The 25995-nt window shown below is 66.2% G+C and carries 17 protein-coding genes and 1 tRNA gene; 10 read left to right on the top strand and 8 right to left on the bottom strand.

Features of this window, described 5'->3' with window-relative positions; all coding sequences use genetic code 11:
* Nucleotides 1–43 precede the first annotated feature (43 nt).
* From glnL to DIE23_RS24955, 3 genes are all read left to right on the top strand, one after another.
* On the top strand, nucleotides 44–1186 hold the full coding sequence (glnL, locus tag DIE23_RS24965) for a nitrogen regulation protein NR(II) (protein ID WP_185646528.1): 1143 nt from the start codon (nucleotides 44–46) through the stop codon (nucleotides 1184–1186).
* A gap of 46 nt (nucleotides 1187–1232) precedes the next feature.
* Entirely contained in the window at nucleotides 1233–2759 is a 1527-nt protein-coding gene (gene ntrC / locus DIE23_RS24960; RefSeq protein WP_124614564.1) for a nitrogen regulation protein NR(I), read from the top strand.
* An 80-nt stretch (nucleotides 2760–2839) separates the two neighbouring features.
* The gene (locus DIE23_RS24955; RefSeq protein WP_124614563.1) at nucleotides 2840–4957 is read left to right on the top strand and encodes a prolyl oligopeptidase family protein; all 2118 of its coding nucleotides are present in this window, start codon (nucleotides 2840–2842) and stop codon (nucleotides 4955–4957) included.
* A 25-nt stretch (nucleotides 4958–4982) separates the two neighbouring features.
* Here DIE23_RS24955 and xth read toward each other — a convergent pair whose 3' ends face one another.
* Nucleotides 4983–5759: an exodeoxyribonuclease III gene (gene xth, locus DIE23_RS24950; protein ID WP_221623363.1), complete on the bottom strand. Its 777-nt coding sequence runs from the start codon at nucleotides 5757–5759 to the stop codon at nucleotides 4983–4985.
* Between the two features lie 181 nt (nucleotides 5760–5940).
* Here xth and DIE23_RS24945 point away from each other — a divergent pair.
* A tRNA-Met gene (locus DIE23_RS24945) sits at nucleotides 5941–6017 on the top strand.
* 82 nt (nucleotides 6018–6099) lie between these two features.
* Here DIE23_RS24945 and DIE23_RS24940 read toward each other — a convergent pair.
* Complete coding sequence (locus DIE23_RS24940; protein ID WP_124614561.1) at nucleotides 6100–6792, bottom strand: aspartate/glutamate racemase family protein; 693 nt, start codon at nucleotides 6790–6792, stop codon at nucleotides 6100–6102.
* Nucleotides 6793–6975: 183 nt separating this feature from the next.
* Here DIE23_RS24940 and dinB point away from each other — a divergent pair, with 183 nt between their 5' ends.
* Complete coding sequence (gene dinB / locus DIE23_RS24935; protein ID WP_124614560.1) at nucleotides 6976–8181, top strand: DNA polymerase IV; 1206 nt, start codon at nucleotides 6976–6978, stop codon at nucleotides 8179–8181.
* Between the two features lie 60 nt (nucleotides 8182–8241).
* Here the strand turns inward: dinB and DIE23_RS24930 are convergent, their stop codons facing one another.
* The 4 genes from DIE23_RS24930 to fixL all read right to left on the bottom strand — a co-directional run bounded on the left by DIE23_RS24930 (nucleotide 8242) and on the right by fixL (nucleotide 14847).
* Nucleotides 8242–10329, bottom strand: a complete 2088-nt coding sequence (locus tag DIE23_RS24930; RefSeq protein WP_124614559.1) for a M3 family metallopeptidase — start codon at nucleotides 10327–10329, stop codon at nucleotides 8242–8244.
* 273 nt (nucleotides 10330–10602) lie between these two features.
* Entirely contained in the window at nucleotides 10603–11460 is an 858-nt protein-coding gene (folD, locus tag DIE23_RS24925) for a bifunctional methylenetetrahydrofolate dehydrogenase/methenyltetrahydrofolate cyclohydrolase FolD (protein WP_124614558.1), read from the bottom strand.
* A gap of 235 nt (nucleotides 11461–11695) precedes the next feature.
* Nucleotides 11696–12334, bottom strand: coding sequence for an oxygen response regulator transcription factor FixJ (gene fixJ, locus DIE23_RS24920; protein WP_006493245.1), 639 nt, complete (start codon nucleotides 12332–12334; stop codon nucleotides 11696–11698).
* A complete protein-coding gene (gene fixL / locus DIE23_RS24915) occupies nucleotides 12331–14847 on the bottom strand; it encodes an oxygen sensor histidine kinase FixL (RefSeq protein WP_124614557.1) in 2517 nt (838 codons plus the stop codon). The genes fixJ and fixL overlap by 4 nt, the downstream gene beginning before the upstream one ends.
* 273 nt (nucleotides 14848–15120) lie before the next feature.
* Between fixL and aceE the strand changes: the two genes are divergently transcribed.
* The 3 genes from aceE (at nucleotide 15121) to lpdA (ending at nucleotide 21586) form a co-directional block, all read left to right on the top strand.
* Nucleotides 15121–17817 carry a pyruvate dehydrogenase (acetyl-transferring), homodimeric type gene (gene aceE, locus DIE23_RS24910; RefSeq protein ID WP_124614556.1) on the top strand — a complete coding sequence of 899 codons (2697 nt, stop codon included), beginning with the start codon at nucleotides 15121–15123 and terminating at the stop codon, nucleotides 17815–17817.
* Between the two features lie 70 nt (nucleotides 17818–17887).
* Nucleotides 17888–19528, top strand: coding sequence for a dihydrolipoyllysine-residue acetyltransferase (gene aceF / locus DIE23_RS24905; RefSeq protein WP_124614555.1), 1641 nt, complete (start codon nucleotides 17888–17890; stop codon nucleotides 19526–19528).
* Between the two features lie 285 nt (nucleotides 19529–19813).
* Entirely contained in the window at nucleotides 19814–21586 is a 1773-nt protein-coding gene (gene lpdA / locus DIE23_RS24895) for a dihydrolipoyl dehydrogenase (protein ID WP_124614554.1), read from the top strand.
* Between the two features lie 184 nt (nucleotides 21587–21770).
* Here lpdA and DIE23_RS24890 read toward each other — a convergent pair whose 3' ends face one another.
* A complete protein-coding gene (locus DIE23_RS24890) occupies nucleotides 21771–22337 on the bottom strand; it encodes a phasin family protein (RefSeq protein ID WP_124614553.1) in 567 nt (188 codons plus the stop codon).
* Between the two features lie 653 nt (nucleotides 22338–22990).
* On the opposite strand from DIE23_RS24890, the gene pbpG reads away from it, so the two are divergent.
* Nucleotides 22991–24148 (top strand): D-alanyl-D-alanine endopeptidase, encoded by a 1158-nt coding sequence (gene pbpG / locus DIE23_RS24885; RefSeq protein ID WP_124614552.1) that lies wholly within the window; start codon nucleotides 22991–22993, stop codon nucleotides 24146–24148.
* 102 nt (nucleotides 24149–24250) lie between these two features.
* On the opposite strand, the gene DIE23_RS24880 is transcribed toward pbpG, so the two are convergent.
* Nucleotides 24251–25060 carry an IclR family transcriptional regulator gene (locus DIE23_RS24880; protein WP_124614551.1) on the bottom strand — a complete coding sequence of 270 codons (810 nt, stop codon included), beginning with the start codon at nucleotides 25058–25060 and terminating at the stop codon, nucleotides 24251–24253.
* A 182-nt stretch (nucleotides 25061–25242) separates the two neighbouring features.
* Between DIE23_RS24880 and DIE23_RS24875 the strand changes: the two genes are divergently transcribed.
* A complete protein-coding gene (locus tag DIE23_RS24875) occupies nucleotides 25243–25965 on the top strand; it encodes a (Fe-S)-binding protein (RefSeq protein WP_124614550.1) in 723 nt (240 codons plus the stop codon).
* Nucleotides 25966–25995 lie beyond the last annotated feature (30 nt).

The following is a 25995-nucleotide window of genomic DNA, read 5'->3' as shown; positions in this document are numbered from 1 at the left end:
AAATTTCCATTTTCCGACCCGGTAAGGCGCGACGACACGCACGATGGCTCTGAAGAATCTCATCAAGGCGAAGACGGGGCAGCCCGAGCGACTGACGGAAGACGAGCGGCTCGCGCGCTCGGGCCTGCTTGCCGGGCTGGAAGCGCTGCCGACGGTCGTGATCGTGCTCGACCGCAAGACGCTGCGGGTCGCGTTCGCGAACCCGTCCGCGGAGGCGATGCTCGACATCTCGCGCCGTCAGCTCGCGCAGCGGCCGTGGGGCGAGATCTTCCCGAATGCGAACGAGCTCGCGTCGACGATCACCGCGATCGGCGAGGAGCGCTTTCACGCGACGCATCTCGATACCGTGCTCGACCGGCCCGGCCGCGAACCGCTGCACGTGCATGCGATCGTCGGCTTCCTCGAGACCGCGCCCGATTTCGTGCTCGTCGAGCTGTTCGAGAACGAACGGCAGTCGCGCACCGATCGCGAGGAGCGCATCCACGACCTGACCGCGGTCAACAAGCAACTGATCCGCAACCTCGCGCACGAGATCAAGAACCCGCTCGGAGGCATTCGCGGCGCAGCCCAGTTGCTCGAATTCGAACTGAGCGAGCGCGAGCGCGGCGAGTTGCGCGAATACACGCAGGTGATCATCAAGGAGTCCGACCGCCTGCAGACGCTCGTCGACCGGTTGCTGGAGCCGCACCGGCATCCGCACATCGTCGGCGACGTGAACATTCATGAAGTGTGCGAACGCGTGCGCGCGGTGATGCTTGCGGAGTTTCCGCGCGGGCTCAGCATCGAGCGCGACTATGACGTGAGCGTGCCGGACCTGCGCGGCGACAAGGAGCAGCTGATCCAGGCGCTGCTGAACATCGTGCGCAATGCCGCGCAGGCGCTGCGCGAGCGAATCGCGCAGGGCGACGCGAAGATCGAGCTGCGCACGCGCGTCGCGCGCAAGGTGACGATCGCGAAGCGCCTGTACAAGCTGGCACTGGACTTGCACGTGGTCGACAACGGGCCCGGCATTCCGGAGGAGATCCGCGACCGGATCTTCTACCCGCTCGTGTCCGGGCGCGACGACGGCAGCGGCCTCGGCCTCACGCTCGCGCAAACCTTCGTGCAGCAGCACGACGGGATGATCGAGGTCGAGAGCCGGCCCGGACGTACCGAATTTCAGATCCTGTTGCCGCTCGATCATTGAGCGGCCGCATGGCGATTCACCGGATTCACCAATCTCTGACCGACCTATGAAGCCGATCTGGATAGTAGACGACGATCAATCGATCCGCTGGGTGCTCGAAAAGGCGCTCGCCCGGGACAGCTTCGCGACGAAGAGCTTCGCGAACGTGCGCGACGCGCTGGCGGCGCTCGACCATGAGACGCCGCAGGTGCTCGTGTCCGACATCCGGATGCCGGGCGGTTCCGGCCTCGAGCTGCTGCAGGCGATGCACGAGCGCCTGCCGGGCCTGCCCGTCATCATCATGACGGCATTTTCCGATCTCGACAGTGCCGTCGCGGCGTTCCAGGGCGGCGCGTTCGAATATCTCGCGAAGCCGTTCGACGTCGACAAGGCGGTCGAGCTGATCCGCCGCGCGGTCGAGGAAAGCCTGCGCGGCGGCGCGCCGCAGGACGAGCGCGTCGCCGAGGCGCCCGAGATGCTCGGCCAGGCGCCCGCGATGCAGGACATGTTCCGCGCGATCGGCCGCCTGTCGCATTCGGCCGCGACCGTGCTGATCACCGGCGAATCGGGCACCGGCAAGGAGCTCGTCGCGCGGGCGCTGCACCGTCACAGCCCGCGTGCGAACGGGCCGTTCATCGCGCTGAACACCGCGGCGATTCCGAAGGACCTGCTCGAATCCGAACTGTTCGGTCACGAGCGCGGCGCGTTCACCGGCGCGCAGACGACGCGCCAGGGCCGCTTCGAGCAGGCCGAGAACGGCACGCTGTTCCTCGACGAAATCGGCGACATGCCGTTCGATCTGCAGACACGCCTGTTGCGTGTGCTGTCGGACGGGCAGTTCTATCGGGTCGGTGGCCACAACCCGCTGCGCGCGAACGTGCGCGTGATCGCCGCGACGCACCAGAATCTCGAATCGCGCGTGCGGCAGGGGCTGTTCCGCGAAGACCTTTACCACCGGCTCAACGTGATCCGGCTGCGGCTGCCGCCGCTGCGCGAACGCAGCGAGGACATCGCGCTGCTCACGCGCCACTTCCTGCAGAAGAGCGCGCGGGATCTCGGCGTCGAGCCGAAGCGCGTGTCCGACGAAGCGCTCGCGTATCTGACGTCCCTCACGTTTCCCGGCAACGTGAGGCAGCTCGAGAACCTCGCGAACTGGCTGACCGTGATGGCGCCCGCGCAGACGGTCGAGATCAAGGATCTGCCGCCCGATCTCGTGCCGGCAGGCACACCGGTGGCTGCGACGGCCGATGGCGTGGATGCGCACGCCGGCACCGGCGTGGGCGGTGGCGACATCGCGCGCGTGCAGCCGGCGGCCGGTGCGGTGCCGTTGGCGGCCGTGCCCGTCGCGGCCGTGCCGAACGGCGCGCCGGCCGGCTATCCGATGTGGGAAAGCGGGCTGCGCACCGAAGTCGCGCGGCTGTTGCGCGAGAATTCGGCCGACGTGATGGACGAGCTCGCGCGCCGCTTCGAGGCGGCCGTGATCCGCGAGGCGCTCGACTTCACGCGCGGCCGCAAGGTCGAGGCGGCGGAGCGGCTCGGCATCGGCCGCAACACGATCACGCGCAAGATCCAGGAACTGCATCTGGAGCCGTAAGCCTCCGTCGCGGCATGCGCGCGCATCGCGCATGCCGCAATCGGACATAATCGCGGTTTGCCGTCACGTGCGCACCCGTCATGTCCGATTCCTTCCGCTGGCCCGCCGGGGCCGATCCCTTCCGATTTCTCGAAGCGCTCGACAGCAAGCGCGCCCGCGCGTGGGTCGACGAGCAGAACGCGCGCACGCGTGTCGCGCTGCGCGACGACGAGGCGTATCGCGCGCTCACCGCGCGGCTCGCGCAGGCGTATCTGCCGCGCGAACGCCCGGTGATTCCGACCCGCTGGCGCGACTGGGCGTACGACCTGTGGCAGGACGATCTCCACCCGAAGGGACTGTGGCGCCGCGTGCGCTGGGACGACTGGCGCGCGGGCCGGCCCGAGTGGGAAACGCTGCTCGACGTCGACGCGCTCGGCGCGCAAGAGGGGGAGTCGTGGGTGTTCGAGCAGGACGCGATCCTGTATCCGGACGGCGACCGTGCCTTGCTGTCGCTGTCGCCGGGTGGCGCCGACGCGGTCGTCGTGCGCGAATTCGACCTGGTGCGGCGCCGTTTCGTCGACGGCGGTTTCACGATCGACGAGCCCGGGAATCACACGGTCGGCTGGATCGACCGCGATACCGTCTACGTGAGCTGGGATCGCGGCGACGCGCATGCGACCGCCGCCGGCTATCCGTACGAAGCGCGCCGCTGGGTGCGCGGCACGCCGCTCGCCGATGCGCCGGTCGTGTTCCGTGGCGAACCCGACGACATCAGCGCGGGCGCGGGGTTCGATCCGATCGACGGCCGCCACGTCGCATGGCGCAGCGTGGACTTCTTCGACGCGCATGCATACCGGCTGACCGACGCGGGCGAGTGGGCGCGCTACGACGTGCCGACGCACGTCGAGGTCGGTTTCTGGGAGGGCTGGCTCGTGCTGGAGCCGCGGCTCGACTGGGACTGCGGCGGCGTGCGTCACGCGGGCGGCTCGCTGCTCGCCATCCGCGAGCAGGCGTTCCTCGCCGGGTCGCGCGAGCTCACGACGCTGTTCGAGCCGCGACCGTCGACGTCCGCGTGCACCTGGACGCATACGCGCACGCTGCTGATCGCGAGCTGGCTCGACGACGTGCACAATCGCACGATGCTGTGGCAGCCGCGCCAGGGCGATGATGGCGCATGGACGTGGGACGCGCGGCCGTTCGAGTGGCCGGGCGATGCGCAGATCGACGTCGAGCCGGTCGAGTCGACGCTGAACGACGACGTGTACGTGGACGTCGATACCTATCTCGATCCGCCCGAATGCTGGCTCGCCGATCTGGCCGATCGCGCGGCCGATGCGCCGTCGCGGCGCGTGCTGCTCGACCGTCCGCCGGTGCGGTTCGATGCGGCCGGGCTCGTCGTGCGTCGCGCGAACGCCCGCTCGCGCGACGGCACGGTGGTGCCGTACACGCTGATCGGGCCGCGTGACGCACTCGATGGACTGGATCACCTCGGCGGCAGCGACCGTGTCGCGCGGCCGTGCCTGCTGTCAGGCTATGGCGGCTTCGCGATTCCGAACCTGCCGGGCTACAGCGATGCACTCGGCATCGCATGGCTCGAACGCGGCGGCGTCGCCGCGTTCGCGCACATCCGCGGCGGCGGCGAATTCGGGCCGGGCTGGCACGTCGACGCGCAGCGCGAGCATCGGCAGCGCTCGTTCGACGACTTCATCGCGGTGGCGGAGGACCTGATCCGCACCGGCGTGACGACGGCCGCGCAGCTCGGTATCGAGGGCGGCAGCAACGGCGGGCTGCTGGTCGGCGCATGCATGGTGCAGCGTCCGGAACTGTTCGGCGCGGTGCTGTGCCGCGTGCCGCTGCTCGACATGCGGCGCTATCCGAAGCTGCACGCGGGCGCCGCGTGGCTCGACGAATATGGCGATCCGGACGATTCGCGCGAGGGCGCGGCACTGGCTGCCTACTCCCCGTATCACCGCGTGCGCGAAGGTGTCGTGTATCCGCCGCTGCTGCTGACGACGTCGACGCGCGACGACCGCGTGCATCCCGCGCATGCGCGCAAGATGGCCGCGCGCATGCATGCGCTCGGGCACGAACGGGTGTGGTACTGGGAGAACACCGACGGCGGCCACGGCAGTGCCGACGATCTGGAGCGCGCCGAATCGGATGCTGCGGAGTTCGGCTTCCTGTGGGCCCATCTCGGGCCCGTGCCCGCGCGCGGTTGAGCGCGGGCGCGAGCGGACAGGGGGCTCAGCCGACGATCGCGACGACTGGCGTGTGGTCGGACGGCTGTTCCCACGTGCGCGGCGTGCGGTCGACTTCGCACGACGTGCAGGTGGCGGCGAGCGCCGGCGACAGCAGGATGTGGTCGATGCGCAGCCCTGCGTTGCGGCGGAACGCGAACATCCGGTAGTCCCACCACGTGAAGGTCTTCTCGGGCTGCTCGAAGCGGCGGAACGCATCGACGAAGCCGAGCTCGATCAGCTTCGCGAAATGGGCGCGCTCCTGCGGCGACACGAGGTTCTGGCCTTCCCATTTCGCCGGGTCGTGCACGTCGCGGTCTTCCGGCGCGATGTTGTAGTCGCCGAGCAGCGCGAGCTTCGGGTGGCGCTGCATTTCGGTGCTCAGCCACGCATGCAGCGCGTCGAGCCACTGCATCTTGTAGACGAACTTGTCGGAGTCGGGTGCCTGGCCGTTCGGGAAATACGCAGATACGATGCGCACGCCTTCGACCGTCACGGCGACCACGCGCTGCTGCGGATCGTCGAAGCCGGGGATGTTGCGCACCACGTCCGATTCGTCAACGGCGAGCGTATCGCGCGCGAGGATCGCGACGCCGTTATAGGTCTTCTGACCTGCGAACCAGCTGCGGTAGCCGATTGCCTCGAGATCGGCGCGCGGATACTTCTCGTCCGGCAGCTTCAGTTCCTGCAGGCACAGCACGTCGGTTCCGCTTTGCACGAGCCAGTCGAGCACGTGCTGCTTGCGGACGTTGAGCGAGTTGACGTTCCAGGTGGCGATTTTCATGAACGGGAATGCGTGCGGGGTGAATGCGAAGGCCGCCATCTTACCGCGAGCACGGGGCGCGAACGCGCGTGACACGCGATGCGAAGCACGCGCCGTGCATCGAGATATCGATGACCTGCGAAGAAATTGTGACAAAAGTATTGACGTGAGTACTTCATCACCCTATAATTTATTTCTCTGACGCGGGGTGGAGCAGTCTGGCAGCTCGTCGGGCTCATAACCCGAAGGTCGTAGGTTCAAATCCTACCCCCGCAACCAAGCACACCAGACGATGTGCAGCGCAAGTGACCGATGCGCGCTTCGTCGACAAGAACCCGGCCTCGTGCCGGGTTTTTTGTTTTCAGCCCGCCGCCCACTCGACCGCCGCCTTCGCATGCAGCGCGGTCGTATCGAACACCGGCAGCGGCGAATCGTCCGCGCCGATCAGCAGCGTGATTTCCGTGCAGCCGAGGATCACGGCCTGCGCGCCGCGTTTCGCCAGTTCGTCGATGATCGCCACGTAGGTTGCGCGCGACCCCGCATCGATCACGCCGTGACACAGCTCGTCGTAGATGATCCGGTGCACGTCGTTGCGCGCGGATTCGTCCGGCACCAGCACGTCGAGGCCGAACTTGTCGCGCAGGCGCGCCGCATAGAACGGCAATTCCATCGTATATCGCGTGCCGAGGAGCGCGACGCGCTCGACGCCCGCGGCGCGCAGCGCGGCGCCGGTCGGATCGGCGATGTGCAGGAACGGCAGCGCCACCGCAGCCTCGATCGCGGCGTGCACGCGGTGCATCGTGTTGGTCGTCAGCACGACGAGATCGGCGCCGGCGGCTTCGAGTTGACGCGCGGCATCGGCCATCCGTTCGCCAAGCGCGGCCCAGTCCTGCGCGCGCTGCAATGCTTCGATTTCCGCGAAATCCACCGTGACCAGCACGCTCTTCGCGTTGTGGTGACCGCCGTGCAGCGCCTTCGAATGGCGATTGATCATCCGGTAGTACTCGGCCGACGATTCCCAACTCATCCCGCCGATCAGTCCGATCGTCTTCATCCGTCACCTGTGCGTTTCATGTCTCGTGGCAGACGAGTATAGGGGCCGGCCCGCGCGCACGGCGGTACGATCCGCGCGAAGCGGACCGGTACGGTGCGACGGGCGAGGGCCGACGGCCGGGGCGTGCCGGAACGGGGCGGAGGCGGCCGAACGCGGCAGTACGCGACAGTTGAAACGGCCACTGTGTTTTTGTACAGTATCGACACCGTGAACCTGACCATCATCCCGCCTGCCGATCCGCGCGTGCCGCCGCCCGGCGACGCGCCGCCGCGCGTGCGCAAGATCATCCACTGCGACTGCGACTGCTTTTACGCATCGGTGGAGATGCGCGACGACCCGTCGCTGCGCAACCGGCCGCTCGCGGTCGGCGGCCGGCCCGACCAGCGCGGCGTGATCGCGACCTGCAACTACGAGGCGCGGCGCTACGGCGTGCATTCGGCGATGTCGTCGGCATTGGCGATGCGCAAGTGTCCGGACCTGCTGATCCTGCCGTCCGCGATGGACAAGTACCGCGCGGCATCACGGCGGATCATGGCGATCTATCGCGACTATACGCATGACGTCGAGCCGCTGTCGCTCGACGAGGCGTATCTCGACGTCAGCGGTTCCGAACTGTGCCAGGGCAGTGCGACGCTGATTGCGCGGGAGATTCGCCAGCGCGTGTACGACACGGTCGGCGTGACGGTGTCGGCGGGCGTCGCGCCGAACAAGTTCATCGCGAAGATCGCGTCCGACTGGAACAAGCCCGACGGCCTGTTCGTCGTGCGCCCGCATGAAGTCGATGCGTTCGTCGCGGTGCTGCCGGTGCGCAAGCTGCACGGCGTCGGCCAGGTGACGGCCGCGCGACTCGACCGGCTCGGCATCCAGACTTGCGCGCAGCTGCGCGACTGGTCGCTGATCGACCTGCATCGCGAGTTCGGCGCGTTCGGCCGGCGGCTGTACCAGTTGGCGCGCGGGATCGACGAGCGGCCGGTGCAGGCCGACCAGGAGCGCAAGTCGGTCAGCGTCGAGACGACCTACGTGACCGACCTGACGACGCTCGAGCAATGCGCGGACGAGATCCGCCGCCTCGTCGTGCAGCTCGACGCGCGGATCGCGCGCGCGGGCGCGGCCCGCACGATCCGCAAGCTGTACGTGAAGATCCGCTTCGCCGATTTCCAGCGCACGACGGTCGAATGCGTGGCCGACGCGACGAATGCGCAGACGGCCGTCACGCTGCTCGCGAAGGGGCTGCAGCGGCGCGCGCAGGCCGTGCGGCTGCTCGGCGTCGGCGTGCGCATCGACGAGGATACCGCCGAGCGTCACGGGCAGTTTTCGCTGTTCGACGACGAAGCCGGCCACAACACTGACAACGCGGACGAAGCCGGCGGCGACACGCCGGCGCCATGAAAAAAAGCACCGCCGAAGCGGTGCCTTTCGATGCTGCCGGACGAACCGGGCAGGGCGCGCTCAGTGCGCGGGGGAGGCCATCCCGTTGTGACGCAGCAGCGCGTCGATTTCCGGCTCGCGGCCGCGGAATGCCTTGAACGAATCCATCGCCGGCCGGCTGCCGCCGACCTCGAGGATCTCGCGGCGATAACGCGTGCCGGTTGCCGCGTCGAGCACGCTGCCGCTTGCGGCGGCCGCTTCCTCGAACGCCGCGTATGCGTCGGCCGACAGCACCTCGGCCCACTTGTAGCTGTAGTAGCCGGCCGCATAGCCGCCCGCGAAGATGTGGCTGAACGTGTTCGGCCAGCGCGAGAACGCGGCCTGCGGAATCACGTGGTAGCGCTCGTTGATCTCGCGTGCGAACGCGTTCACGCCGGTTGCGCTGGCCGGATCGAAGTCGACATGCAGCAGCATGTCGAACATCGAGAACACGATCTGGCGCAGCGTGCCGAGGCCGCTCTGGAAGTTCTTCGCGGCGATCATCTTGTCGAACAGCTCGCGCGGCAGCGCGGCGCCGGTATCGACGTGCGACGACATCGACGACAGCACGTCCCATTCCCAGCAGAAGTTTTCCATGAACTGCGACGGCAGCTCGACCGCATCCCATTCGACGCCGTTGATGCCCGACACGCCGAGCTCGTCGACGCGCGTGAGCATGTGATGCAACCCGTGGCCGAATTCATGGAACAGCGTGATGACCTCGTCGTGCGTGAAGCACGCGGGCTTGCCACCGATCGGCGCCGAGAAGTTGCAGGTCAGGTATGCAACCGGCGTCTGCACGGTGTCGCCGCGCTTGGCGCGCGCACGCGCGTCGTCCATCCACGCGCCGCCGCGCTTGCCTTCGCGGGCATACAGGTCGAGATAGAACTGCGCGACGAGCGAGCCGTCGCGGTTCTCCACGCGGAAGAAGCGCACGTCCTTGTGCCACACCGGTGCGTCGTCCGGCTTGATCCGCACGCCGAACAGCGTTTCGGTGACGGTGAACAGGCCCTTCAGCACGGCCGGTTCCGGGAAGTACTGCTTGACCTCGTTTTCCGAGAACGCGTAGCGCTGCTGGCGCAGCCGCTCGGCCGCGAACGCGACGTCCCACGGCGCGAGCTCGGTCAGGCCGAGTTCCTTCGCGGCGAACGCGCGCAGTTCGTCCCAGTCCTTGTCCGCATGCGGGCGCGCGCGCGTCGCGAGATCCTCGAGGAATGCGATGACCTGTTGCGGCGATTCGGCCATCTTCGGCGCGAGCGACACTTCGGCGAAGTTGCGGTAGCCGAGCATCTGCGCTTCTTCGCGGCGCAGCTTCAGCTCATCCGCGACGATCGCCGTGTTGTCCCACTCGGCCTTGCCGCCGCCGTACTGCGGCCCGAGTTCGGACGCGCGCGTCGCATACGCGCGGTACAGCGTCTCGCGCATCGCGCGATTCTCGGCGTACTGCAGCACCGGGAAGTAGGACGGGAAGTGCAGCGTGAACTTCCAGCCTTCCTTGCCTTCCTTCTGCGCGGCTTCGCGGGCCGCTTCGATCGCGTCGCCCGGCAGGCCGGCCAGCTCGGCCTCGTCCAGCGAGAAATACGCATACGCGTTGGTCGCGTCGAGCACGTGGTCGGAGAATGCCTTCGACAGCGCGGCCTGCTGCTCCTGCAGTTCCGCGAAGCGCGGCTTCTGGTCTTCCGGCAGCTCGGCGCCCGACAGGCGGAAATCGCGCAGTGCGTTGTCGAGGATCTTCTTGCGCTCGGCGGACAGCGTCGGGTATTCGGCGCTCGCGGCGATCGCCTTGTACTTCTCGTACAGCGCGAGGTTCTGGCCGACGCTCGACCAGAATTCGGTCACGCGCGGCAGGTTTTCGCCGTACGCGGCGCGCAGTTCCGGCGTATCGGCAACCGCGTTCAGGTGGCCGACGACGCCCCATGCGCGCCCGAGCGGCTCAGTCGCCTGCTCGACCGTTTCGACGATCGCGGCCCAGGTCGCCGGCGTCGCGGGCGCGCTCGCGGTGTCGACCGCGCGGTTGGCGGCATCGAGCAGCGTGTCGAGCGCGGGCGTCACGTGTTCCGGACGAATCTCGCCGAAGCGGGGCAGGCCGGAGAAATCGAGGAGCGGATTGGAATTGGCGCTGGCGGACATTAAGACTCCCTGTCTGTTGCCGGATGAACCGGGGTGAAAAGGGTGAGGCGCGATGCGTCGGCGCCCGATACCGACATTATTGGGGCGCATCGCGCGCTTTCCAATCGTTAGTTTCTAACGACGCGATTGAATGCGGTCGACGCGGGGTCGGATAGGGGCAAAACGCGGCGAGTTCAGCCGTGCGGCAGTGTGGGGCGCGGCCGCGACGGCGGTCGGCGAGATGCCGGCGCACGAATGCGCGCCGGCTGGGCGGGCAGGGCGATCGCGTGGCGATCAGGCGGCCGCGGCGGCGCGCTCGGCGGCCTCGATCGTGTTGATCAGCAGCATCGTGATGGTCATCGGGCCGACGCCGCCCGGCACCGGCGTGATGTGGCCGGCGACTTCCTTCACGCCGGCGAAGTCGACGTCGCCGCACAGCTTGCCCGCGTCGTCGCGGTTCATGCCGACGTCGATCACCGTCGCGCCGGGCTTGACCATGTCGGCCGTCAGGATGTTGCGCTTGCCGACCGCGGCGACCACGACGTCGGCCTGGCGCGTGTGCGCGGCGAGGTCGCGCGTCTTGCTATGGCAGATCGTTACGGTCGCGCCGGCTTCGAGCAGCATCATCGCCATCGGCTTGCCGACGATGTTCGAACGGCCGATCACGACGGCGTTCGCGCCCTGCAGCCGGATGTCATGCGCTTCGAACATCTTCATCACGCCGTACGGCGTGCACGGGCGGAACAGCGGCTTGCCCGTCATCAGCGCGCCGGCGTTCGCGACGTGGAAACCGTCGACGTCCTTCTCCGGCGCGATCGCCTCGATCACCTTGTGGCTGTCGATGTGCGCGGGCAGCGGCAACTGGACCAGGATGCCGTGGATCTTCGGGGCGCGGTTCAGTTCGTCGATGCGCGCGAGCAGGTCGGCCTCCGACAGCGTGTCCGGATACGCATCCTTCTGCGAGAAGAAACCGTTGTCCTCGCACGCCTTGATCTTGTTGCGCACGTAGACTTCGCTCGCCGGGTTCGCGCCGACGAGGATCACCGCGAGGCCGGGCTGGTGGCCACGCGCGGTCAGCGTGGCGGCGCGTTCGGCGGCCTGCGCGCGCAAGGTCTTCGAGAGGGCGTTGCCGTCGATGAGGAGGGCTGTCATGGTGGTGGGTCCTGCCGGGAAGTTGGAATGCGGGCGTACGACGCCTGAAGCGCCGCAGCAAAGCACGCAATTATACCGTTCGCTTGCTGTCGTCCGACAGCGAATACACGGGAAGCGTCATGGCGGCAGTGCCGGCGCTCCGGGAGGAAGCGCCGGGCCACGCCGCGCGAGTGGGCCGCATCGCGCGGCGCGGTGGCGCGGCCGGCCGGGCAGGTGCCCCGCGGCCGCGCAACGTTCAGGCCTGCTTCTTCGACAGCGCGAGGCGCAGCAGATCGGCGACCGTGTTGACGTTGAGCTTTTCCATGATGTTCGCGCGGTGCGCTTCCACCGTCTTGATGCTGATCCCGAGATCGTCGGCGATCTGCTTGTTCAGGCGGCCGGCGATGATCCGCTCGAGCACCTGCTGTTCGCGCGCGGTCAGCTTCGACAGGCGCTCGCTCGCGGCGCGCTGTTCCTGGACGCTCTTGCTTTCGCTTCGGGCCTTGTCGAGCATCCGCTCGACGAGCTTGCGCAGCTCGGCCTCGTCGAACGGTTTCTCGATAAAGTCCATCGCACCCTTTTTCATCGTCGACACCGCCATCGGCACGTCGCCGTGGCCCGTGACGAAGATGATCGGCAGCGCGGCGTTGTCGGCGATCAGGCGCTCCTGCAGTTCGAGGCCGCTCATGCCAGACATCCGCACGTCGAGGATCAGGCAGGCGATCTGGCCGGCCTGCTGCGCCGGCTGGTAGGCATCGAGGAACTGCTCGGCGCTCGAGAAGCATTGCACGCGATAGCCGTTCGCCTCCAGCAGCCAGCGCAGCGAGTCCCGTACGGCTTCGTCGTCGTCGACGACGAAGACAGTTTCCTGAGTGGTGGTGACAGGGCTATTCATAGTTCTCCCGTAACGGTATGTGATGCCGATGCCTCGCGCCCCCCTTGGCCGAGATCAGCGGGTTCCCCAATGGGCAGGCTGCAGTGGAATGTCGCGCCGGAAATGCGGCCGTCCGGTTCGACATTGTTGACCACCCACAGACGCCCCCGATGCGATTCGATGATCGAACGGCAGATGTTCAGCCCCATGCCCATGCCGTCGGACTTGGTGCTGTAAAACGGTTCGAACAGGCGTTCGGCGGTCGCTTCGTCGACGCCCGGACCCTGGTCGATCACGCGGATGTCGACGAAACCCGCCTCGATGTCGGCGACGACGCGGATCATGCCGTCCGCCGACGCCGGCTTCACGTCGGCCATCGCCTCGGCCGCGTTCTTCATCAGGTTCACGAGCACCTGCTCGATCAGCACGGGGTCGACATAAATAATAGGCATTCTTGCGAGGATTTCAGTGACGATCCGGATCCTGCGCTTCCTGGCCTCGATTTCGGCGAGCCCGACCGCGTCGGCGACGATGTCCGCGACCCGCGCCGGCTGGCGCTTCGGCTCGCTGCGCTTCACGAATTCGCGGATCCGCTTGACGATCATCCCCGCGCGCAGCGCCTGCTGCGCGGTCTTTTCCAGCGCGGGCTGCAGCGTCTCGGGCGTGCCGCGGCCGCTCTTCACGAGCGCGAGCGTGCCCGAGCAGTAGTTGTTGATCGCGGCGAGCGGCTGGTTCAATTCGTGAGCAATCGACGACGCCATTTCGCCCATCGTCATCAATCGGCTCGTGAACTGCAGCTTCTCTTCCTGCTGGTGCGCGAGTTCCTGCGCCTTCTTGCGGGTCGTGATGTCGGTCGCGATCTGCATCTGAGCGAGGTGGCCGTCCACCCACTGGATGTACTGGCGGCGCACCTCGAACCACTTCTGGATGCTCTCGACGTATACCTCCTGCGCGTCGGCCGTGCTGCTCGTCAGCGCAGCCGCCGGCAGGCCCGCGAACGCGTCGACCATGTCGATCGAGTCGGACGACGCTTGCGCGCGGTCGAAGCCGCCGCCCGACAGCTCGAGGTGGCCGTCCGGGCGGATTCCGAACAGGTGGCGGTAGTAGCGGTTCGCGAACAGCAGCTCGGCTTCGTCGGCGGCCAGTACCGACACCGCGGCGTCGAGGCTTTCGAGCACCGTCGTGAAGCGTTCGTGCGCGGCCGCGAGTTCCTCGCGCGCGCGCTTCGGTTCGGTGATGTCGGTCATCGACGACATCCAGCCGGTCTGTCGGCCGGAGCTGTCGATCAGCGGCGACACGTAGAGGCGCGCATGGAACAGCGTGCCGTTCTTGCGCCGCACGCGCAGTTCGAAGCCCGAGCTCGGTGCCTTGCCGCGCAGCGTCATGTCGAGCTGGCGCTGCATTTCCGGATACGAGTCGCGCGGCCAGTACGGGAACGGTGCGACCTTGCCGACGAGGTCGGTCTCGTCCCAGCCCGTCATCCGGCAGAACGCGGGGTTCACGTGCGTGATGCGGCCATGCATGTCGAGCACGCGCATGCCGATCAGCACCGAGTTCTCCATCGCGCGGCGGAAGAACGCCTCGGCATACAGCGCCTGCTGCGCCTCGAAGCGCTGGCGCGTGTGTTTCCACAGGCTCCAGAGGCTCCACAGCACGAAGCAAGACAGCCCGGCGACGAGCCACACGAGCGTGTTGTTGGTCAGGTTCGTGAGCTGCGGGAACGCGTACACGCGCACGGTCAGCCCCTGGCCGGGCGGATCGAGCGGCAGGTCGTAGTGGGAGTCGCGCGGCAGGCGCGGGCGCGTCGACGTCGACGACAGCTCGCGGTTGTTCGAGTCGGTGATCGAGATCTTGTACTTCGACGACAGCTCCTGCGGGATGTCGTGCTTCAGGATCCCTTCGACCGAGAACACCGCGGCGATCGAGCCGAGGTACTCGCGATCGCCGCGCATTACGGGCGTCTGCAGCGTGATGAAGCCGTTGCCGAAGTCGTCGTAGATCAGCGGAGAATAGGCTTGGCGGCGCGTGCTATGCGCTTCGTCGTACGCGCCGCGCACGGCGTCCTGCATCTGCGCGTCGCCGGGCTTCGCGAGCCGCTGGCCGAGCAGCGGCGGGTGCACGGTCGGCCAGCGCTGCACGCCGGGCGCGGTGTACCAGTTCAGATAGAGGATTTCCGGATGCGTTTGCATCACGTCCGCGACGGCCATCTGGAACGCATTCTGGTCGAGGCGGCCGGACGCGAGATCGCGCGACAGCGCCTGCAGCTGCTCCTGCGCGCCGGTCATCGACAGGCGGATCTGCTGCTGCGCCCACGCGACGTTACGGAACAGGGTGTCTTCCTGCTGTTGCTGTTCGCGGCGATTGAGGCTCCATAGAATCAGGCTCATCACCACGAGGAACACGAGGATCGACAGCAGCGGCGTCAGCAAATAGGAATTGGACCACCACGGTCCGTGGTGCCAACGGGACGGCTGCGACTCCGCCGGCGGGCCCGACGGTCGCGCCGAGCGTGCGAAAAGCCGATCGGTCAACATGGCAGGATTGTAGCGCAGCGCAATACATGGAAAACCCATACCGGATATGTTGAACGGAAACGGATTTGTGCTCGCGGCGCGCGTGGCAGAGGCCCGGAACATGGGTGCGGCGCAGCAATATTCCGCATTACGAGAAAAGATCTCATAATTCGAAAATTTTGTTGCGCGTGTCCGTGCACGCTCATTACAATCCGTCGGAGCTTGCCCGCAGCCGGTCGCGTCGCGTCGTCTGCACGAGAGCGATCCTCACATTCCAGGACCCAGGAGACGAGAATGTCCGCTGTACCGAACGAAGTGATGAAATATGTCGCCGCCGAACGAGACGACGACCCGCAAGAAACCGTTGAATGGCTCGAGTCGCTCGACGGCGTGATCTCCTCCGTGGGCGCAGGCCGCGCGCATTACCTGATCGAAAAGCAGATCGAGTTCGCACGCATGCACGGCGAACACCTGCCGTTCTCCGCCAACACCCCGTACATCAACACGATTCCGGTTGCCGCCCAGGCGAAGATCCCGGGCGACCAGGACGTCGAGCACCGCATCCGTTCGTACACGCGCTGGAACGCGCTGGCGATGGTGCTGCGTGCGGGCAAGGACACGAACGTCGGCGGCCACATCGCGTCGTTCGCATCGGCCGCGACGCTCTATGACGTCGGCTACAACCACTTCTGGCACGCGGCGTCCGACCAGCACGGCGGCGATCTCGTGTTCGTGCAGGGCCACTCGTCGCCGGGCGTGTACTCGCGCGCGTTCCTGCTCGGCCGCCTGTCGGAAGAGCAGCTCGACAGCTTCCGCCAGGAAGTCGACGGCAAGGGCATCTCGTCGTACCCGCACCCGTGGCTGATGCCGGACTTCTGGCAGTTCCCGACGGTGTCGATGGGTCTCGGCCCGATCATGGCGATCTACCAGGCGCGCTTCATGAAGTACCTGCAGGCGCGCGGCATCACGAAGACGGAAGGCCGCAAGGTGTGGGCATTCCTCGGCGACGGCGAGACCGATGAACCGGAATCGCTCGGCGCGATCGGGATGGCGAGCCGCGAGAAGCTCGACAACCTCGTGTTCGTGATCAACTGCAACCTGCAGCGTCTCGACGGCCCGGTGCGCGGCAACGGCAAGATCATCCAGGAACTCGAATCGGAATTCCGCGGTGCCGGCTGGAACGTGATCAAGGTCATCTGGGGCAGCCGCTGGGATGCGCTGTTCGCACGCGACAAGTCGGGCGCGCTGATGCGCCGCATGATGGACGTCGTCGACGGCGAGTACCAGACGTACAAGTCGGAATCGGGCGCGTTCGTGCGCGAGCACTTCTTCAACACGCCGGAACTGAAGGCGCTGGTTGCCGACTGGTCCGACGACGACATCTGGGCGCTGAACCGCGGCGGCCACGATCCGCACAAGATCTACGCCGCATTCCACGAGGCGACCAATACGAAGGGCGCGCCGACCGTCATCCTCGCGAAGACCATCAAGGGCTACGGGATGGGCGAGTCGGGCCAGGCGATGAACATCACGCACCAGCAGAAGAAGCTGCCGGTCGAGCAACTGAAGAAGTTCCGTGACCAGTTCCGCCTGCCGATCACCGACGAGCAGATCGCCGACGTGCCGTACCTGAAGTTCGAGGAAGGTTCGAAGGAACTCGAATACATGCGCAAGCAGCGCATGGACCTCGGCGGCTACCTGCCGCATCGCCGCGAGAAGGCGACGTCGCTGCCGGTGCCGGCGCTCGACGCATTCGAGCCGCTGCTGAAGGGCACGGGCGAAGGCCGCGAGATCTCGACGACGATGGCGTTCGTGCGGATCCTGAACATCCTGCTGAAGGACAAGGCGCTCGGCAAGCGCGTCGTGCCGATCGTCCCGGACGAATCGCGCACGTTCGGCATGGAAGGCCTGTTCCGCCAGATCGGTATCTGGAACCAGCAGGGCCAGAAGTACGTGCCGGAAGATTCCGACCAGCTGATGTTCTACAAGGAATCGGAAACCGGCCAGATCCTGCAGGAAGGCATCAACGAAGCGGGCGGCATGTGCGACTGGATCGCGGCGGCGACGTCGTATTCGACGCACGGCGAGATCATGGTGCCGTTCTACATCTTCTATTCGATGTTCGGCTTCCAGCGGATCGGCGACCTGGCATGGGCGGCGGGCGACATGCGCTCGCGCGGCTTCCTGCTCGGCGGCACCGCGGGCCGCACGACGCTGAACGGCGAAGGCCTGCAGCACGAAGACGGTCACTCGCTCCTGTGGGCGGCATCGGTGCCGAACTGCGTGAGCTACGACCCGACGTTCGGCTATGAACTCGCGGTGGTCATCCAGGACGGTCTGCGCCGCATGGTGCAGGACCAGGAAGACGTGTACTACTACATCACGGTGATGAACGAGAACTACGAGCACCCGGCGATTCCGCAGGGCGAGCACGTGGCGGCCGACATCATCAAGGGCATGTACGCGTTCAAGAAGGCCGACGCCGACGCGAAGGCACCGCGCGTGCAACTGCTCGGCGCGGGCACGATCTTCAACGAAGTGATCGCTGCCGCCGACCTGCTGAAGAACGACTGGGGCGTCGCGGCCGACCTGTGGAGCGTGCCGAGCTTCACCGAACTCGCGCGTGAAGGCCACGAAGTCGAGCGCTGGAACCTGCTCCATCCGACCGAGGAGCGTCGCCTGTCGCACGTGCAGAAGTGCCTGAAGGACACGCAGGGCCCGGTCATCGCATCGACCGACTACGTGCGCGCGCTGGTCGACCAGATCCGTGGTCAGATCGATCGCCGCTTCGTCGTGCTGGGCACGGACGGCTTCGGTCGTTCGGACACCCGCGAGAAGCTGCGTCACTTCTTCGAAGTCGACCGTCACTGGGTCACCGTCGCTGCGCTGAACGCGCTGGCCGACGAAGGCACGATCGAGCGCAAGGTGGTCGCGGACGCGATCGCCAAGTACAACCTCGATCCGTCGAAGCCCAACCCGATGACCGTTTAACGCACACGCGCCGTGTGATGCCGCGCGCCGCTTCCGGGAGGGGCGCGCGCGGCCATGGAGACACAAAAAGATGAGTCAAGCGATCGAAGTGAAGGTGCCGGATATCGGCGATTACAAGGACGTGCCCGTCATCGAGGTGCTCGTGAAGGTGGGTGACACGGTCGAGCCCGAGCAGTCGCTCGTCACGCTCGAGTCGGACAAGGCGACGATGGACGTCCCGAGCCCAGCAGCCGGCACGGTCAAGGAAGTGAAGATCAAGGTGGGCGATTCCGTGTCGGAAGGCTCGCTGATCATCCTGCTCGACGGCGCCGCCGCGGCGCAGGTGAACGGCGCGGCCGCGCCGGCGGCAGCCCCGGCTCCGGCGGCAGCGCCGGCACCGGCTGCAGCGGCACCGGCTGCCGCACCGGCAGCATCGGGCGGCACGCTCGAGGTGAAGGTGCCCGACATCGGCGACTACAAAGATGTCCCGGTGATCGAGATCGGCGTGAAGGTCGGCGACGCGGTCGAGAAGGAGCAGTCGCTCGTCACGCTCGAGTCGGACAAGGCGACGATGGACGTGCCGAGCCCGGCCGCCGGCGTCGTGAAGGAAATCAAGGTCAAGGTGGGCGATTCGGTATCGGAAGGCACGCTGATCGTGCTGCTCGACGCCGCCGGCGCACCGGCTGCCGCAGCACCGCAGGCGAGCGCACCGGCTCCGGCCGCTGCCGCGCCGGCACCCGCCGCGGCACCGGCACCCGCGCAGGCTGCTCCGGCTGCAGCCGCACCGGCCGCCGCACCGTCGGGCGAGTACCGCGCGAGCCACGCATCGCCGTCCGTGCGCAAGTTCGCACGCGAACTCGGCGTCGAAGTCGCACGCGTGCAGGGTACCGGTCCGAAGGGCCGCATCACGAAGGAAGACGTCACCGGTTTCGTGAAGGGCGTGATGACGGGCCAGCGCGCAGCGCCGGCCGCGGCAGCCGCGCCGGCAGGCGGCGGCGAGCTGAACCTGCTGCCGTGGCCGAAGGTCGACTTCTCGAAGTTCGGCCCGTTCGAAGCGAAGCCGCTGTCGCGCATCAAGAAGATCTCGGGCGCGAACCTGCATCGCAACTGGGTGATGATCCCGCACGTCACGAACAACGACGAAGCGGACATCACCGAGCTCGAGGCGCTGCGCGTGCAGCTGAACAAGGAGCACGAGAAGGCGGGCGTGAAGTTCACGATGCTCGCGTTCGTGATCAAGGCGGTCGTTGCCGCGCTGAAGAAGTTCCCGACCTTCAACGCAAGCCTCGACGGCGACAACCTGGTGTTCAAGCAGTACTACCACGTCGGTTTCGCCGCGGACACGCCGAACGGCCTCGTCGTGCCGGTGATCCGCGATGCGGACAAGAAGGGCCTCGTCGATATCGCGAAGGAAATGGCCGAGCTGTCGAAGGCCGCGCGCGACGGCAAGCTGAAGCCGGACCAGATGCAGGGCGGTTGCTTCTCGATCTCGTCGCTCGGCGGGATCGGCGGTACGAACTTCACGCCGATCATCAACGCGCCGGAAGTCGCAATCCTCGGGTTGTCGCGCGGCCAGATGAAGCCGGTGTGGGACGGCAAGCAGTTCGTGCCTCGGCTCACGTTGCCGCTGTCGCTGTCGTATGACCATCGCGTCATCGATGGCGCGGAAGCCGCGCGGTTCAATGCGTATCTCGGCGCGTTGCTTGCCGATTTCCGTCGCATCATTCTTTGATGAGCGTGGGAGTGGCTCGCGGGGGCGTGGTTTTTTTTGTTTGTTATCCACGCTCTGTCCGTGAACCTGTTTTGCTAACGGTCTATTAGCGTCGCCCCTGCGCGGGGCGGCGGTTACTTTTCTTTGTCTTCCAAAGAAAAGTAACCAAAAGAAAGGCGCGTCCTTGGGCGGACGGCAAAGGTGGTCCTGCCCAGGTTCGCGTTCTCTTGTCCGGCCGTAGTCGCAACTGGTTCTTTCGCGGGTTTCTCCCCCCTCTGTCTGCAGCTAATCAAGAAGGGGACAGTAATGAGTCTCATCGAAGTCAAGGTTCCGGATATCGGCGATTTCAGCGGCGTCGATGTCATCGAAGTCAACGTGAAGCCGGGCGACGTGATCGAAAAAGAGCAAACGCTCATCACGCTCGAATCGGACAAAGCCTCCATGGAAGTGCCCAGCGATGTCGCCGGCACCGTCAAGGAAGTCAAGGTCAAGGCCGGCGAGAAAGTTTCGCAAGGCACGGTCATCGCCATCGTCGAAGCAGCGGCAGGCGCCGCCGCACCCGCGAAAGCACCTGAGGTAGCGAAGCCCGCGGCCGCCGCGCCGGCACCGGCACCGGCCGCAGTCGCTCCGGCAGCCGCGCCGCAAGCCGGCAGCTACAGCGGCTCCGCCGACATCGAGTGCGACATGCTCGTGCTCGGCGCCGGCCCCGGCGGCTACTCGGCCGCGTTCCGCGCAGCCGACCTCGGCATGAAGACGGTGCTGGTCGAACGCTACTCGACGCTCGGCGGCGTATGCCTGAACGTCGGCTGCATCCCGTCGAAGGCGCTGCTGCACACGGCACTGGTCGTCGAGGAAGCGGAAGCGCTCGCGGCGCACGGCATCTCGTTCGGCAAGCCGGAAGTCGACCTCGAAAAGCTGCGCGACTTCAAGGGCGGCGTCGTCAAGAAACTGACGACGGGCCTCGCCGGCATGGCGAAGGCACGCAAAGTCGAGGTGGTCACCGGCGTCGGCGCGTTCGTCGATCCGTATCACATGGAAGTGCAGGGCGAAAACGGCAAGAAGGTCGTCAAGTTCAAGCAGGCGATCATCGCCGCGGGCTCGCAGGCGGTGAAGCTGCCATTCATGCCGGAAGACCCGCGCGTGGTCGATTCGACGGGCGCACTCGAACTGCGCCAGCTGCCCAAGCGCATGCTCGTGATCGGCGGCGGCATCATCGGCCTCGAAATGGCGACGGTGTATTCGACGCTCGGCACCGAGATCGACGTGGTCGAAATGATGGACGGCCTGATGATGGGCGCGGACCGCGATCTCGTGAAGGTCTGGGAAAAGTACAACGCGAAGCGTTTCGGCAACGTGATGCTGAAGACCAAGACGGTCGGTGCGGAAGCGAAGGAGGACGGCATCTACGTGAAGTTCGAGGGCGAGAAGGCGCCGGCTGAAGCGCAGCGCTACGACCTCGTGCTGGTCGCGGTGGGCCGCAGCCCGAACGGCAAGAAGATCGGCGCCGACAAGGCTGGCGTCGCCGTCACGGATCGCGGCTTCATCGACGTCGACAAGCAGATGCGCACGAACGTCCCGCACATCTTCGCGATCGGCGACGTCGTCGGCCAACCGATGCTCGCGCACAAGGCCGTGCATGAAGGCCATGTCGCAGCGGAAGCCGCGCACGGCGAGAAGGCGTACTTCGACGCACTGCAGATCCCGTCGGTGGCATACACCGATCCGGAAGTGGCATGGGCCGGCAAGACGGAAGACCAGTGCAAGGCCGAAGGCATCAAGTACGGCAAGGCCGTGTTCCCGTGGGCCGCATCGGGCCGCGCGATCGCGAACGGCCGCGACGAAGGCTTCACGAAGCTGATCTTCGACGAGGAAACCCATCGCGTGATCGGCGGCGGCATCGTCGGCCTGAACGCGGGCGACCTGATCAGCGAAGTGTGTCTCGCCGTCGAGATGGGCGCGGACGCGGAAGACATCGGCAAGACGATCCATCCGCACCCGACGCTCGGCGAATCGGTCGGCATGGCCGCCGAACTGTACGAAGGCGTCTGTACGGACCTGCCGCCGCAACGCAAGAAGTAACGCAATCGGCACGGCCGGCCTCGCGCCGGCCATGAAAAACGCCGCCGTCCGGGACACCCGAACGGCGGCGTTTTCTTTTGTCCGGGTCGCGCCAACGCACCGACGACGACCGGATGCACGGATGTTCCCGCGCCGAAAACGAAAAAGCCGCGCACTGCGCGGCTTTTTCAGGAGCAGGGGACGCTTACGCGGCCGGCTTGCTCGAACGGCGCGATGCAGCAGCGGTCGCAGCCTTCGTCGCGACAGCGGCAGCCGCGTTGAAGTTCGTTTCGGCGATCTCGACGGCTTGCTTCGCAGCCTTCTGGACCGTTTCGTACGTGGTGTTCGCAGCGTTCAGTGCCGACTTCAGCGCGGCGACTGCCGTTTCCGAACCGGCCGGGGCGTTCTTCGCGACGTTGTCGACGAGAGCCTGGACCTTCTTGTTCTGCTCTTCGAACTGCGCTTCGGCAACCTTCGCGAACTCGGCTTGCGTTGCCGACGCGATTTCATACAGGTGACGGCTGTACGACAGCACCTTTTCCGCGACCGGCTGCGACAGGCTCGCTTGCAGTGCGATCAGTTCCTGTGCGTCCTTCACCGACAGGAGGCGCTGCGCGTTTTCCTGGCTCTCCGTCAGCGTCGACTTCACGACCTGCAGGTTGAGTTCGATCAGCTTTTCGACGCCTTCGAACGCCTTGGTCGTCAGACCGAACAGGCTTTCGAGGTTGGCTTTCTGTGCGGCGGCGATTTGCTCGGGGGTCAGCAAGGACATGTCAAGCTCCTGAAAAGCGATCACGTCGATCGCAGGGGAAAGGGCACTACGCTGGGGAATCTCGGATGTGCGTGCTTTGTGCAACGCAACAATGAATCGTATTTTAGGGCAGAAAAAAGGCTTGTCAAGCATTTTTTGTGCGTTGCACAATCGCGACAAATTATCGATAAAACAACAAGTTATCGTGCGGGTTCGGAAACGGTTTCAGACGCGATCCCACATGGTGCGCACTCGGCCGGGGAAGGCGCGGCGCACCGCGATCATGCACAGGTAAACCTGACAGGCATCTGGAACGTTATGCTTCTGTTCCTGTCGAAAAGCGCGCCGTTTCAATGCGCGTGCCGTGGCGACGTGCCGCCGCCGCGGTCGAGACCGGTGCTGCTGGCACACCGATCGCCGGATACGTACTTTCCCCGCTTTAATTTGTCGCCGAAGTGACGTTATCTCAATTAACCGCGTGGTAATCGGGAGACGGGTACTGTCGGGCAGCGCGTCCCATGAATTTTTTCGATGGGAGCGGAGAGGTCGATCGAGTCATGGTTGGTCGACCCTTACATTCCGGTTTAACGACGATCGGTAAGTGCCTAATATTGCTCTTTTTTTAAGCTTTAACTACACTTGCGGAAACTCCCGCCCGCTTTGTCCAGACCCCAATGAAAGCCGAATCGTTTTCACCGCGCAGATTGTTGCAGAGCATGACGCTCGGCACGGCTGTGTCGGTCGCCGTCGCCTTGCTGGCGACCGCTGCGTCCGTCACGCCCGCTGACGCCTTTGCCGCCACTGCGAAGACCCACCAGGCCGCCAAGAAAGCCGCTTCCACTTCTTCCGCGACGAAGAAGACGGTGAAGGCCGCCTCCGCGAATTCCGCCAACGTCGCGTCGGCCGATGCGCCGCGCGCGAAGGCATCGCGCAAGCGCGCGACGCTCGCGTCGAACGTGCACGGCCACCGCGGCGCGGTGCGCAAGGTCGCGTTCCAGCCGCGTCGCCCGACGGTCGGCCAGGCATTCGGCCTGCACGACACGCCGGACGCGCTCGCGCTGCGCTCGAGCGTCGCGTACGTCGTCGACCAGAACACCGGCGAGCCCCTCTTCGACAAGAATTCGCTCGCCGTCGTGCCGATCGCATCGATCTCGAAGCTGATGACGGCGATGGTTGTGCTCGACTCGAAGTCGCCGATGACCGACCAGCTCGAAGTCACCGACGAAGACCGCGACTACGAGAAGGGCACGGGTTCGCGGCTGTCGGTCGGCTCGGTGCTGTCGCGTGAGGACATGCTGCACATCGCGCTGATGGCGTCGGAAAACCGCGCGGCCGCCGCGCTGTCGCGTTACTACCCGGGCGGCCGTCCGGCGTTCATCGCCGCGATGAACGCGAAGGCGAAGTCGCTCGGCATGAACGATACCCACTTCGAGAATTCGACGGGCCTGTCGAGCTCGAACGTGTCGAGCGCGCGCGACCTCGTGAAGATGGTCAACGCAGCGTACCAGTACCCGATGATTCGCCAGTTCTCGACCGACCGTACGTACGACGTCAATACGGGCAAGCGCAACCTGGTCTATAACAGCACGAACGCGCTGATCCGCGGCAACGGCTCGTGGGACATCGGCCTGCAGAAGACGGGCTTCATCAACGAGGCGGGCGAATGTCTCGTGATGCAGGCGACGATCCACGGCCGGCCGATGGTGATGGTGCTGCTGGATTCGTTCGGCAAGTATTCGCGCTTCGCCGACGCGGCACGCCTGCGCAACTGGCTCGACGCCGGCGGCGGCGAGCGCCTGACGGCCGCCAACACGGCGAACGGCGGCACCTGATCGCGCCAGGGCGGTTCGCCGCCGTGCCGATCGCCGCAAAGAAAAAGCCCCGCAATCGCGGGGCTTTTTTTCGTCCGGCCGCCATGTGGCGGGCGGCGCGGCTCATGCGTGCCGTTGCAACCCTTCGGCGTCCTTCGCGGGCGCGGGCCGGTAGCCGAGCGATTCCGAGATGGTCAGGGCGGTGCGGCTCAACTGTCCGAGCCACGCGTCCTGCAGGCGGTCGGCCGGCGCCGACAGCGACAGGCCCGCGACGAGCTTGCCCGAGTCGTCGTAGATGCCGGCCGCGATGCAGCGCACGCCCAGCTCCAGTTCCTCATTGTCGCGCGCGCACGATTGCTGGCGCACGAGCGTCAGCTCGCGCTCGAGCTTCGCGATGTCGGTAATGCTGTTCTGCGTATGGCCGGACAGCCCGGTGCGCGTCGCATAGGCGCGCACGCGCGACGTTTCGTCGACCGCGAGAAACAGCTTGCCGACTGACGTCAGGTGCAGCGGCGCGCGGCCGCCGATCGCGCGGACGACCTGCATCCCCGAGCGCTCGGAATATGCGCGTTCGATATAGACGATTTCGTCGCCCTGGCGTACCGACAGGTTCACGGTCTGGCCGGTCAGGCGGTGCAACTCGCGCATCGGCATCAGGGCTGCGTCACGTACCGACAGGCGTGCCTTCACGAGGTTGCCGAGCTCGAGCAGCCGCATGCCGAGCCGGTAGGTGCCGGGATCGGAGCGATCGACGAGGCGGCAGGTCACCATGTCGTTGAGGATACGGTGCGCGGTCGACGGATGGAGGTCGGTGCGCTGCGCAAGCTCCTTCAGGCTGACAGGGTCGCTGTGCGCGGCGAGCGCGTCCAGCAGCCGCATCATGCGTTCGATCACCTGGATCGACGTTTTGGAATCCGGGGTGGGTTGGCTCATGTCGGGGGAGAATCGGTTGACGCGTCAAGCGGTGTTGCGTCGATTGTATCTCGTATCGTGAAAAAAGCGAACGCCGTTCGAGGAAGTCCTCGTTTCCGGTCGTGCACACTTGCGCGCGCGCCGGCGTTGGTCTTGCCGGCCAAACGGCGGATAATGAGAGCCGTTTTCTCGAAGGAGCGCGTATGCGAGTCGGTTTGTTCGTGACCTGCCTGGTCGACCTGATGCGTCCGGAAATCGGTTTTTCCGCGCTGAAACTGATTCGCGACGCCGGCTACGAGGTGTTCGTGCCGCCCGCGCAAACCTGCTGCGGCCAGCCGGCCTACAACTCGGGCGACCGCGCGCTTGCGCGCGATCTCGCTGAAAAGACGCTGCGCGAGTTCGAGCAGTTCGACTACGTCGTCGCGCCGTCGGGCTCGTGCGGCGGCATGATCCGCGCGCACTACGGCGACCTGTTCCGCGACGATCCCGAGCTGATGGGGCGCTATGCGCGGTTCCAGCAGAAAGTCTACGAACTGACCGATTTCCTCGCGAACGTCGCGAAGGTGACGCTCGCGCCCGGCGAATTCGCGGGGCCCGTCACCTATCACGATTCATGCTCGGGCCTGCGCGAGCTCGGCGTCAAGGGGCAGCCGCGCGCGCTGCTCGCGCAGCGCGGCGTCGCCGTCACCGAGATGAAGGACTGCGAGCACTGCTGCGGCTTCGGCGGCACGTTCGCGGTCAAGTACGGCGACATTTCGGCGGCCATCGCGGACGAGAAATGCGCGAATGTGCGCGCGTCCGGCGCGGGCGCCGTCGTGCTCGGCGATCTCGGCTGCATGCTGAACATCGAAGGGCGGTTGCGCCGCACGGGCGACCGCGACACGCGCGTGCTGCACGTCGCGCAGGTGCTGGCGGGCGACGTCTGACGCCCGGTTCCGCTTACTTTTCCCCGATAC

Origin of the sequence: Burkholderia sp. Bp9143, from assembly GCF_003853645.1 — a bacterium.
Lineage (GTDB): Bacteria > Pseudomonadota > Gammaproteobacteria > Burkholderiales > Burkholderiaceae > Burkholderia.
The sequence above is the reverse complement of the archived record's forward strand: the minus strand, read 5'-3'. Positions and strand labels throughout refer to the sequence as shown.

Excerpts from the sequence above, each read along its gene's own strand:
- glnL (WP_185646528.1), top strand. The coding sequence starts at position 44 with ATGGCTCTGAAGAATCTCATCAAGGCGAAGACGGGGCAGCCCGAGCGA.
- ntrC (WP_124614564.1), top strand. The coding sequence starts at position 1,233 with ATGAAGCCGATCTGGATAGTAGACGACGATCAATCGATCCGCTGGGTG.
- DIE23_RS24955 (WP_124614563.1), top strand. The coding sequence starts at position 2,840 with ATGTCCGATTCCTTCCGCTGGCCCGCCGGGGCCGATCCCTTCCGATTT.
- xth (WP_221623363.1), bottom strand. The coding sequence starts at position 5,759 with ATGAAAATCGCCACCTGGAACGTCAACTCGCTCAACGTCCGCAAGCAG.
- DIE23_RS24940 (WP_124614561.1), bottom strand. The coding sequence starts at position 6,792 with ATGAAGACGATCGGACTGATCGGCGGGATGAGTTGGGAATCGTCGGCC.
- DIE23_RS24930 (WP_124614559.1), bottom strand. The coding sequence starts at position 10,329 with ATGTCCGCCAGCGCCAATTCCAATCCGCTCCTCGATTTCTCCGGCCTG.
- folD (WP_124614558.1), bottom strand. The coding sequence starts at position 11,460 with ATGACAGCCCTCCTCATCGACGGCAACGCCCTCTCGAAGACCTTGCGC.
- fixJ (WP_006493245.1), bottom strand. The coding sequence starts at position 12,334 with ATGAATAGCCCTGTCACCACCACTCAGGAAACTGTCTTCGTCGTCGAC.
- fixL (WP_124614557.1), bottom strand. The coding sequence starts at position 14,847 with ATGTTGACCGATCGGCTTTTCGCACGCTCGGCGCGACCGTCGGGCCCG.
- aceE (WP_124614556.1), top strand. The coding sequence starts at position 15,121 with ATGTCCGCTGTACCGAACGAAGTGATGAAATATGTCGCCGCCGAACGA.
- aceF (WP_124614555.1), top strand. The coding sequence starts at position 17,888 with ATGAGTCAAGCGATCGAAGTGAAGGTGCCGGATATCGGCGATTACAAG.
- lpdA (WP_124614554.1), top strand. The coding sequence starts at position 19,814 with ATGAGTCTCATCGAAGTCAAGGTTCCGGATATCGGCGATTTCAGCGGC.
- DIE23_RS24890 (WP_124614553.1), bottom strand. The coding sequence starts at position 22,337 with ATGTCCTTGCTGACCCCCGAGCAAATCGCCGCCGCACAGAAAGCCAAC.
- pbpG (WP_124614552.1), top strand. The coding sequence starts at position 22,991 with ATGAAAGCCGAATCGTTTTCACCGCGCAGATTGTTGCAGAGCATGACG.
- DIE23_RS24880 (WP_124614551.1), bottom strand. The coding sequence starts at position 25,060 with ATGAGCCAACCCACCCCGGATTCCAAAACGTCGATCCAGGTGATCGAA.
- DIE23_RS24875 (WP_124614550.1), top strand. The coding sequence starts at position 25,243 with ATGCGAGTCGGTTTGTTCGTGACCTGCCTGGTCGACCTGATGCGTCCG.